This is a genomic window from Mycobacterium sp. MAC_080597_8934 (genome assembly GCF_000523975.1).
GTDB classification, from domain to species: domain Bacteria; phylum Actinomycetota; class Actinomycetes; order Mycobacteriales; family Mycobacteriaceae; genus Mycobacterium; species Mycobacterium avium.
In genome coordinates, this window is record NZ_JAOS01000035.1 from 1 (window position 1) to 6747 (window position 6747).

Below are 6747 nucleotides of genomic sequence, written 5' to 3' on the forward strand. Positions count from 1 at the left end.
CAGAACTTCACCCGCTACGCACACGCCATCGAGGGCGGCGACGACGACACCGCGCTGGGCTACAGCAAGGAATTGCGGGGCATCGTCACCGAACGGGCCAAGCTCGCCGGGGTCTACGCGCCCGCCCGCACCGAGGTGGACGTGAGCGTGACCCACGACGCCACCGCCGTCATTGACCGCCTGGAGTCCGAACTGCTGGCGCTGGTCGCCACACGCCAGCCGCAGAACGCCATCAGCGGCACCATCATCGACGCCGACGTTGAGGAGATCGAACGATGACCACCATGACCCCCGAGGACGCCATCAAGGCTGCGTCATCGGTCGCCCGCGACATTGCCGACGGCACGCTGTCGCCGACCGACCTGGAGGGCCAGGCCGTCGCCGAGCTGCGCGCGCTGGTCGGGGAGGTCGTCGGGCCGGATGACCCTGCGTGGTCGCTCCAGTGCGACATCGCCCGCCAGGTGCTCGCGCTGGACGGCGTGCCCGCCGACGAACTGGCCGAGTGGCTGGCCGTCGCCCGCCAGCGGGCCGGTGAGCCCGTCGGCACGCCCGCCCTGGCCGAGACCCCGCCCGAGCCGGTATCGCTGCCCACCGAGGCGCACGGCCCCGAGACGGTGCCCGCTGCCGACGACGTGCCCGACCCCGCGCCGGTCGCCCTCGCCGTGGTCCCGCCGCCGCCGACCTCGCCGCGTCAGGCCGACGGTTACGACCCCCTAACCGGGTGGTCGCCGGGCGGCAGACGGTGAAGCGCGCCGACATCGCCACGACCGCACGCCAACTCAGGCTGATCCTCGACGCCATCGAGCGCGGGGAGTTGGAGGCCACCGCCACCGAACGCGCCCGGCTGGAGGGCGCGGCAGCGGCACTCGACGCGATGGCGAACGGTAACTCTTAACACAAACGGTCGTTTGCGTTATAAGATGTGGGCATGACCGCGCCCCGCACCCGCCGCCGTACCCAGACCGCGCCCGCTGGCACCGTCGTCGCCTACGTCCGCGTGTCCACCGAGGAGCAAGCCGCCAGTGGTGCCGGACTCGACGCCCAGCGCGCCGCCATCGCCGCCGAGTGCGACCGCCGGGGCTGGACCGTGGTCGGGTGGTACGCCGACGAGGGCGTCAGCGGTGGCAAGGCACTCGATGCCCGCCCGGCCCTCACCGCCGCACTGAACACGGTGGAGACGGCGCAGGCGGCGGTGCTGATGGTCGCCAAGTCCGACCGCCTGGCGCGCAGCCTGCCCACCCTGCTGCACGTCATCGACCGGGCCGAGCGCGCGGGCGGCGTGGTCGTCGCTGTCGATGGCACGGTGGACACCAGCACGGCGGCGGGCCGGTTCACCACGCAGATCATGGGCAGCGTGGCCGAACTGGAACGCGGCCTCATCAGCGACCGGACCAAGGCGGCGCTGGCCGTCCGCAAGGCGCAGGGTGTGCGGCTCGGTCGCCCGACCACCGTGCCGTCGTCGGTGGTGGATCGCATCGCCGCCGAGCGTGCCGCGGGGGCGACGTGGGCAGCCATCGCCGATGGTCTCAACGCCGACGGCACGCCGACCGGCCAGGGCGGTTCGCAATGGTTCCCGAACACCGTGGCCCGCATCGCCAAGCGCGCGGTGGCAGTTCCTGCGACCTAGGTGCAGCAGCTTGGATCGAGCACCCGGCACAGCGCCGTAAGCGCCTCGCGGCGGGCGGTGTGATGAACGCTCATTCCCTGCCGGTCGGACGCGACAAAACCGGCGGTGCGAAGTTGGCCGAGGTGATGGCTGACCGTGGATTCCGACAGCCCAACGGCAGCGGCGAGCGATCCGGTCGTGCAGGTGCCGTCGGCGGTGAACAGCAGCGACATCAGTTTCACCCGCACCGGGTCGGCGAGCGCCTTGAGTCGCATCGCAACGTCCAACGCCGCCGCATCGTCGGCGGGTCCGGCGGCGACCGGCGCGCAGCACACTGGCTCGGACATGTCGATTACGGGCAGCGTCTTGGGCACGGGTCCATCTTGCCCACCCTCTTGACTTAAGTCAAAAGGGTGGAGTACACCTGTGATGCCACCCTTTCGGCATATGTCGCACACCTCGGAGGTCAACATGTCCCGCGCTCAACTCGCCCTCAACGTCGATGACCTGGACGAGGCCATCACGTTCTACTCAAAGCTGTTCAACACTGAGCCTGCCAAAGTGAAGCCGGGCTATGCGAACTTCGCGATTGTCGAACCGCCGTTGAAGTTGGTCCTGCTGGAAAACCCCGGCAAGGGCGGCACGATCAACCACCTGGGCGTCGAGGTTGCGTCCAGCGCGACCGTGCATGCAGAGATCGCCCGCCTCACCGACGAGGGTTTGTTCACCGACGAGGAGATCGGCACCACCTGCTGCTTCGCCACGCAAGACAAGGTTTGGGTGACCGGACCCGCTGGCGAAAAGTGGGAGGTGTACACCGTGCTTGCCGACTCCGACAGCTTTGGCACCAGTCCCGAGCACTCTGAGGGAGGCACCGCCGAGGGCGGCGTCTGCTGTGGGGGCACCGCCGCCGAAGCCGAGAAATCAACCGCTACCAACGCCTGCTGCTGACCTCGTGAACTCGCCCACTACCACCGATCCGACTCCGGTCGTCGGCAAACTCTCCACGCTCGACCGATTCCTCCCGGTGTGGATCGGCGCCGCGATGGTCGCCGGGTTGCTGCTGGGCCGCGCCGTTCCCGGTCTCGACCGCGCGCTGAGTGCGGTTCAGCTAGATGGCATTTCGCTGCCCATCGCCATCGGTCTGCTGGTGATGATGTACCCGGTGTTGGCCAAGGTGCGCTACGACCGACTCGACGCCGTGACCGGCGACCGCAAGCTCATGGTGGCCTCGTTGGTACTCAACTGGGTGATCGGTCCGGCGCTGATGTTCGCGCTCGCCTGGCTGCTGCTACCGGATCTGCCCGAGTACCGCACCGGCCTGATCATCGTCGGGCTGGCGCGGTGCATCGCCATGGTCATCATCTGGAACGACCTCGCGTGCGGTGACCGTGAGGCTGCCGCCGTGCTTGTGGCCCTCAATTCGGTGTTCCAGGTCGTCATGTTCGCCGTGCTCGGGTGGTTCTACCTGTCCGTGCTCCCCGGCTGGCTCGGCCTAGATCAAACGTCAATCAGTGTGTCGCCGTGGCAAATCGCCAAGTCGGTGCTGATCTTTTTGGGCGTGCCGCTGCTACTCGGCTACCTTTCGCGCCGGCTCGGTGAGCGCACCAAGGGCCGCGACTGGTACGAGGACCGATTCCTGCCGAAGGTCGGGCCGTGGGCGCTCTACGGCCTGCTGTTCACCATCGTGATCCTGTTCGCCCTGCAAGGTGCACAGATCACCTCGCGCCCGCTTGACGTGGTGCGAATCGCCGTGCCGCTGCTGGTCTACTTCGCGGTGATGTGGGGCGGCGGGTACGCCCTCGGGGCGGTGCTCGGCCTCGGCTACCAGCGGACCACCACGTTGGCGTTCACCGCCGCCGGTAACAACTTCGAGCTGGCCATCGCGGTGGCCATCGCCACATATGGCGCGACATCGGGCCAGGCGCTCGCGGGGGTCGTCGGCCCGCTGATCGAGGTGCCCGTCCTGGTCGCCCTCGTCTACGTGTCGCTGGCTCTGCGGCGGCGCTTCAAATCGTCCACCCCCGAATCGATTCCAACGACCGATCGGAACACACCATGACCGACAGCCCCGCATCCCTGGCCGCGCACGTACGGCGCGACATCTCGATTGATCAGCAACTCGCGTTGAGAACAGCCTCCACGCGATTGCACGACGATTTCGCCGAGCACTTCGGGGTCGAGACCATCGAACGGTTCCTCCACTCCTCGTATGACCAATTCGCCGGGCGCGCAACCGTTCCTAATTTTCTGCCGCTGCTGGCCGAACGGTGGGCACGCCAACGGCTCACCGCGTTGGCGCGCGTCGAGGGCAAGGTGACCGACACCAAACCCACGGTGCTGTTCCTGTGCACCCACAACGCGGGTCGGTCTCAAATGGCCCTCGGCTATTTCAACCACCTCGCGGGCGACCAGGGCGTGGCGTGGTCCGGTGGGTCCGAACCAGGCAACGAGATCAACCCCGCCGCCGTCCAGGCGATGGCCGAGGTCGGTATCGACATCACCCGCGAGTTTCCCAAGCCGTGGACCGACGAGATCGTGCAAGCGTCCGACGTCGTGGTCACGATGGGGTGCGGCGACGCCTGCCCGTTCTTCCCCGGCAAGCGTTACGAGAACTGGGATTTGACCGACCCCGCCGGGCAAGGTGTTGACGTTGTTCGACCGATCCGAGACGAGATCGAAAGCCGCGTGCGCCGCCTGCTGGCCGAACTCCACATCACGCCAGTCAGTTGAGCGCCAAACCGAGCGTGCTGTTCGTCTGTGTCAAGAACGCGGGCAAGTCGCAGATGGCGGCGGGGCTGATGCGCAAGGTCGCGGGCGACACCGTGGACGTGTTTTCGGCGGGCACCAGGCCGGGTGACGCCCTCAACGCCCTGTCCGCCGAGTCGCTTGCCGAGGTCGGCGTGGACATCTCAGCCGAGCACCCAAAGCCCATTGACCGTGATGTCTTGGCTCACGTGGATCGGGTCGTCGTTCTGGGACGCGAGGCGCAGGTCGAACCAACCGAGGGCGTCACGGTTGAAACCTGGGTCACCGACGAACCGTCCGAACGAGGCATCGACGGGATTGAGCGGATGCGGTTGGTCCGCGACGACATCGCCCGCCGTGTGGAGACGCTGCACCGATCATTGCTGGGGGACTGACTGGTAGCCACCGCCGACCCCGCTAGCGGTCCGACACACCTGAGATTGCGGACTAGTTTTGGTCGGCAGGCGTCGGTGTCCGCATCGGTCACGTCCCGTGGAGTGGTGTAAGAGCGGTCGCGTGTCCGCGTGTGGCTCTGTGGTAGCCACTATGCCGTGAGAGCGGCTGTGGGGGCAATGGTTTCGGCACTTTGGTCACTGACGTCGAGCAGAGCGAGGCTGGTCTCGGAGAGGTAGCGCTTGTCGGCGACCTGCCATTCGTCGTGGGCCTCAACGAGTACCGAGCCGGCCAGCCGTAACAGCGCGGCGGGGTTGGGGAACACGCCGACGACGTCGGTGCGGCGTTTGATTTCCTTGTTCAATCGCTCCAGTGGGTTGGTTGACCAGATCTTTTTCCAGTGGGCCACCGGGAAGTCGGCGAAGGCGGTGATGTCGGCGGCGGCCTCGCGCAACATGGTTTCGACCTTGGGGAACTGGCGGCCGAGCATGCCGGCGATGGTGTCGAGTTGTTCGCGCACGTGCTCGGCGTCTGGCTGGGCGAAGACGGTGCGGATCGCGGCGGCGACCATCTCTGCGGAGCCCTTGGGCACTTGGGCGAGCACGTTGCGCAGGAAGTGCACTCGACACCGCTGCCAGGCGGCCCCGATCAGCACGGCGTCAATGGCACTGCGCAGTCCGGCATGGGCATCGGAGATGACCAGTTGGACTCCGGCCAGACCGCGGGATTTCAACGACCGCAAAAACGCGGTCCAGAACGCCCCGTCCTCGGAGTCTCCGACCTCAAAGCCCAGTACCTCGCGGCGCCCGTCAGCGGCCACCCCGGTGGCGATGACCACCGCCTGCGACACCACCCGATGATTCACCCGGGCCTTGCAGTAGGTGGCGTCGAGGAAGACATACGGAAAGCGCTGATCACCCAACGGCCGGTCCCGGAAGGCCGCGACCTCGGTGTCGAGGTCTTTGCAGATCCGGCTGACCTCGCTTTTGGAGATCCCGGTATCGGTACCCAGTGCCTTGACCAGATCGTCGACCTTGCGGGTGGAGGTGCCGTGCAGGTAGGCCTCCATCACCACCGCGAACAAGCACTGATCGACCCGGCGACGCCGCTCCAACAACGCCGGGAAAAATGACCCGGTGCGCAGCTTGGGAATCCGCAGTTCCAGGTCCCCTGCGACCGTGGACAGCGTGCGCGGACGCGAGCCGTTGCGCTGATTGGAGCGGGTCTCGGTGCGCTCATGGGGAGAAGCCCCGATGAACGCGGTCAACTCCGCGTCGATCAAGGCTTGGTAGATCGTTTCGGCGGCTTGAGTGATCCGCTCACCGGCATCGGCGGTGCGCAGTGCGTCGAGCACCTCCAGCAAGGCAGACTGGTCCAGGGCCATCGCGATGTTCCTCTCGGTAGTGATTCTTGGTCGTTTCACCACAGAGACTCACGCGATGGCCCTCTTACGTCAGGGACCGACACGCCGCCATCACTTACACCACTCCCCGGGACGCTCCCCCATGCCGCCTGATCGGGATCGGGCCATGACAGCTCACCGGTATTCACCAGTGCCTCCGTTCGTGTCGTGTTCGCTGCATCAATTCCGCTGGGGCCCTTCGCCATGCACGAGGCTTTCCCCCGCTCGGACTACTACGGCCCCTCCGCCCCACCGCGTGGCCATCGACAGACGACGCGTCAACCCGGATTCGGCGCCCTCGGCTGAGGACGACGACACGGGAGCCTCGCGATGGTTCCCACGTTCACTGCTGACCGCTCGAGGAGGGAGGTGCCCAGCTATGCCCCTGCGATATCGCCACGGCTACGCCGCAGGCATTCACCGTGGCCTCCAGCGGCAGCGACCTAAACCGCAGCCGGAGTTCCCAACACCGAGACGCCAGTGGTGTTGGTGCGCATCGCAGACCAGCCCGAATCCACCGGGTTAGAGCTGGCGGGAGACTTGAGAGGCGTTAAAACACTGGTTCCTCGCGTACACCTTCTCCTCATGCTTGCCGGAC

8 protein-coding genes and 2 pseudogenes are annotated in these 6747 nt (G+C 66.9%); 8 read left to right on the forward strand and 2 right to left on the reverse strand.

Going from position 1 to position 6747, the window contains the following annotated elements; all coding sequences use genetic code 11:
• The 4 genes and pseudogenes from NF20_RS27740 to NF20_RS19905 form a co-directional block, all read left to right on the forward strand.
• Positions 1-279 (forward strand): annotated as a pseudogene (locus NF20_RS27740) (hypothetical protein); the annotation flags it as partial.
• Complete coding sequence (locus NF20_RS19900; RefSeq protein ID WP_011724181.1) at positions 276-746, forward strand: hypothetical protein; 471 nt, start codon at positions 276-278, stop codon at positions 744-746. The pseudogene NF20_RS27740 and the gene NF20_RS19900, both read left to right, overlap by 4 nt.
• The gene (locus NF20_RS27745) at positions 743-895 is read left to right on the forward strand and encodes a hypothetical protein (RefSeq protein ID WP_011724182.1); all 153 of its coding nucleotides are present in this window, start codon (positions 743-745) and stop codon (positions 893-895) included. Before NF20_RS19900 ends, NF20_RS27745 begins: the two co-directional genes overlap by 4 nt.
• A gap of 33 nt (positions 896-928) precedes the next feature.
• Positions 929-1627, forward strand: coding sequence for a recombinase family protein (locus tag NF20_RS19905; protein ID WP_024637502.1), 699 nt, complete (start codon positions 929-931; stop codon positions 1625-1627).
• Here the strand turns inward: NF20_RS19905 and NF20_RS19910 are convergent.
• On the reverse strand, positions 1624-1980 hold the full coding sequence (locus NF20_RS19910) for an Rv2640c family ArsR-like transcriptional regulator (RefSeq protein WP_011724184.1): 357 nt from the start codon (positions 1978-1980) through the stop codon (positions 1624-1626). The genes NF20_RS19905 and NF20_RS19910 overlap by 4 nt on opposite strands.
• A gap of 97 nt (positions 1981-2077) precedes the next feature.
• On the opposite strand from NF20_RS19910, the gene NF20_RS19915 reads away from it, so the two are divergent.
• The 4 genes and pseudogenes from NF20_RS19915 (at position 2078) to NF20_RS19930 (ending at position 4749) form a co-directional block, all read left to right on the forward strand.
• Positions 2078-2557 carry an ArsI/CadI family heavy metal resistance metalloenzyme gene (locus NF20_RS19915; RefSeq protein WP_024637503.1) on the forward strand — a complete coding sequence of 160 codons (480 nt, stop codon included), beginning with the start codon at positions 2078-2080 and terminating at the stop codon, positions 2555-2557.
• Positions 2558-2561: 4 nt separating this feature from the next.
• A pseudogene (gene arsB, locus NF20_RS19920) lies at positions 2562-3614 on the forward strand (ACR3 family arsenite efflux transporter); the annotation flags it as partial.
• A gap of 50 nt (positions 3615-3664) precedes the next feature.
• Positions 3665-4339 (forward strand): arsenate reductase ArsC, encoded by a 675-nt coding sequence (locus NF20_RS19925; protein WP_011724187.1) that lies wholly within the window; start codon positions 3665-3667, stop codon positions 4337-4339.
• Entirely contained in the window at positions 4336-4749 is a 414-nt protein-coding gene (locus NF20_RS19930) for a low molecular weight phosphatase family protein (protein WP_023862343.1), read from the forward strand. The genes NF20_RS19925 and NF20_RS19930 overlap by 4 nt, the downstream gene beginning before the upstream one ends.
• 149 nt (positions 4750-4898) lie before the next feature.
• Here the strand turns inward: NF20_RS19930 and NF20_RS19935 are convergent, their stop codons facing one another.
• A complete protein-coding gene (locus NF20_RS19935; protein ID WP_011725525.1) occupies positions 4899-6131 on the reverse strand; it encodes an IS256-like element IS1245 family transposase in 1233 nt (410 codons plus the stop codon).
• Positions 6132-6747 lie beyond the last annotated feature (616 nt).